At 63.0% G+C, this 3,117-nt stretch carries 3 protein-coding genes; all 3 read left to right on the top strand.

Annotation, left to right across the window (positions count from 1 at the left end; translation table 11 throughout):
• On the top strand, positions 1-1,476 hold a 1,476-nt coding region (locus AC16XC_RS00930; RefSeq protein ID WP_484032753.1), incomplete at its 5' end, for a carotenoid oxygenase family protein.
• Entirely contained in the window at positions 1,445-2,422 is a 978-nt protein-coding gene (locus AC16XC_RS00925; protein WP_484032752.1) for a polysaccharide deacetylase family protein, read from the top strand. The genes AC16XC_RS00930 and AC16XC_RS00925, both read left to right, overlap by 32 nt.
• On the top strand, positions 2,419-3,117 hold a 699-nt coding region (locus AC16XC_RS00920), incomplete at its 3' end, for an outer membrane protein assembly factor BamB family protein (protein ID WP_484032751.1). The genes AC16XC_RS00925 and AC16XC_RS00920, both read left to right, overlap by 4 nt.

Raw genomic sequence — 3,117 nt, 5'->3', positions numbered from 1 at the left:
AGCCCGGCACAGGCCGCGGATGGCCCAGCACCGCAGGTCGATTTTCCCGACCGTCCCGGAACCTTTGGGGGCGGCCCGCCAGGGACCAATATCCGCGCCGAGATCGACCTCTACGATTGCGAGGTCGAGGGAGATCTGCCCAAGAATCTCGACGGGGCGTTTTTCAGGGTCGGGCCCGATCCGCAATATCCCAAGCCGGAGGAATATGTCGGCGACATACCCTTCGATGGCGAAGGCCATGTCAGCATGTTCCGGATCAAGGACGGGCATGTCGACTATCGCACCCGTTACGCACAGACCCAGCGCTACAAGGCGCAGAAGGAAGCGCGGCGCTCACTGTTTGGAATGTATCGCAATCCCTTTACCAACGACCCCAGCGTCGAGGGGCTTTCGGGCGGCACGGCCAATACGCAATTGTTTGTCCATCACCGAAAACTGCTGGTACTCAAGGAAGACAGTCCGCCGGTCTACATGGACCCCAACACACTCGAGACGATTGACGATTACTACACGTTCGGCGGCAAGCTCGAGAGCCAGACCCACACCGCGCATCCCAAGATCGACCCGCTGACGGGGGAACTGATCAGCTTCGGCTATGAGGCGAACGGGCTGCTCTCGAAGGACGTCAATGTCTTTTCCGCCGACCGCGACGGCAACATCAACTGGTCGGTCACCGTCGAAGCACCCTATGCCGGGATGATGCACGATTTCTACGCGACGCAGGATTACATCGTGCTCTACCTCGTCAACATGGTCTCGGACATGGAGCGCATCCGGGCCGGCGGGGTGCACTTCTCCTACGATGCCAACTATCCCTGCTACATGGGCATCATGCGCCGCGGCGGCGATGGCAAGGACATCAAATGGCTGACCGGCCCCAACCTGTTCTGTACCCACATCATGGGCGGCTGGAACGACAAGAACCGGATCACGATCGACATGGACGGCGGCGAAGGCAACCAGTTCCCGTTCTTCCCCAGCAATAGCGGGCCGTTCGATCCGGCCAAGAGCACCGGCTATATCCGCCGATTCACGGTCGATTTGACCCGCGGCGTGCCCGATCACTACCAGGCTGAGACGATCTATCCCCACATTACCGGCGTGCTCGCACGGCAGGACGACCGCTTCCACACGCTGCCCTATCGCTGGGGCTTTCTGCAGGCCTTCGGCCCGGGCGGCAGCGGCTGGGCGATCATCGACCACCAGACCCAGACCACGCAGATGGCGAGCGTACCCGATTATTCGCAATCGGAAATGACTTTCGTTCCGCGCAAGAAGGACGCGCCCGAAGGCGATGGCTATCTCATCGGGATCGCCAACAGCCAAAGGGAGAACGGCCGTTCGGACCTCGTGCTGTTCGATCTCGACGATGTTGCCGCCGGGCCTGTCGCGCGCGTCAGGATGCCGTTCAAATGCGTCGGCCAGGTTCACGGCTTCTGGGCCGATGCGAGCGATTTTGCCGACGTTCCTGCCTGATCCGCCTTCGATGTTCCGCTTCGGCAAGCTCCTGTTACTCGCACTGGCGCTGATCGCGGCGCCTGCCATGGCGGAGAAGCGCATCGCGCTCAGCTTCGACGATATCCCGCGCCATGCCGGCGGCTTCATGACGCCGGACGAGCGGGCTATCGCGTTGATCGCCGGGCTGGCCGAAGCCGGGGTCGAGCAGGCGGGCTTCTTCGTCACCACCGGCAATCTCGATACGCCCGACGGAAAAGGCGGCGAGGCGCGGATCAGGGCCTATGCCGCGGCCGGTCATGTCATCGCCAACCATTCGCACAGCCATCTCTGGTATCACCAGACCGGGATCGCGGATTACATCGCCGATCTGGACCGGGCCGAGGCCTGGCTCGCGGACATTCCGGGCAAGCGCCCGTGGTATCGCTTTCCCTATCTCGACGAAGGGCGCGACGAGGAACGGCGCGATGCTGGAAGGGCCGCACTCAAAGAGCGCGGGCTGATCAACGGCTACGTGACGATCGACGATTACGACTGGCATATCGACGCCCTGGCGACCCAGGCTATTGCCGATGGGCGCGTGGTCTCGCACGATGCACTGCGCGACCTCTATGTCGAGACGCTGGTGGGAACGGCGAATTTCTACGAGGACATGGCGCAAAACGTGCTGGGCCGCTCGCCCGCGCACGTGCTGCTGCTGCACGAAACCGATATCGCCGCGCTGTTCGTGGTGGACCTGGTTGAAGCTCTGGAAGCCGATGGCTGGACCATCGTCACCATGGACGAGGCCTACCATGACCCAATTGCCGAGATCGAACCCGACACGCTCTATCTCGGCGGTGGCAGGCTCGCCGCGATTGCGGCCGAGAATGGCGCCAACCCGGCCGATCTCGTCTACGAGCGGACCGATGAGGACGAACTGACCCGTTTGTTCGAGGAACGGGTGATCGTGAGGGACGGGGAATGATCCGAAGGAGCGCGAGATTGGCACGCGGCGCGCTCGCGGTTTCGGCGCTGCTATTCTGCGTGGCAGCTTCCGTCCAGGCGCAGCGGATCATGCGGCTGGACGAGACCTTCGTTGCCTGGCCGACAACGGGAAATGGCCCGCATGAACAGCATTTCAGTCCACTCGGCAAGATCAATGCCGACAATATCGGCCAACTAGGCCTGGCCTGGTATGCCGACCTCAAGACAGACAGGGGGCAGGAAGCCACGCCGCTGGTGGTCGCCGGCGTGCTGTACAACATCGAGCCGTGGAACATTACCACCGCCTATGACGCCGCGACCGGCGAAGTGCTGTGGCGTTACGATCCGCAGGTGCCGCTCCGCTACGGCAGGATGGCCTGCTGCGATATCGTCTCACGCGGCCTCGGCTATGGATACAATGAGAATGGCGGCACCATCTATATCGGCGCGCTCGACGGGCGGCTGATCGCGCTCGATGCCGCGACCGGCGAGGAGCGCTGGTCGGTCCAGACCACCGATCCCGAGCAGCCTTATACGATCACCGGCGCGCCGCGCGTGTTCGACGGCAAGGTCTTCATCGGCAATGGCGGGGCGGAGCTGGGCGTCAGGGGCTATGTTTCCGCCTACGATGCCAATGACGGCACGCTGCTCTGGCGCTGGTATACCGTGCCCGGCGATCCCGCGGCCGGCTTCGAG

The sequence above is a fragment of the Candidatus Andeanibacterium sp. genome (assembly GCF_057143545.1).
This window is presented reverse-complemented; position numbering and strand designations above follow the sequence as displayed.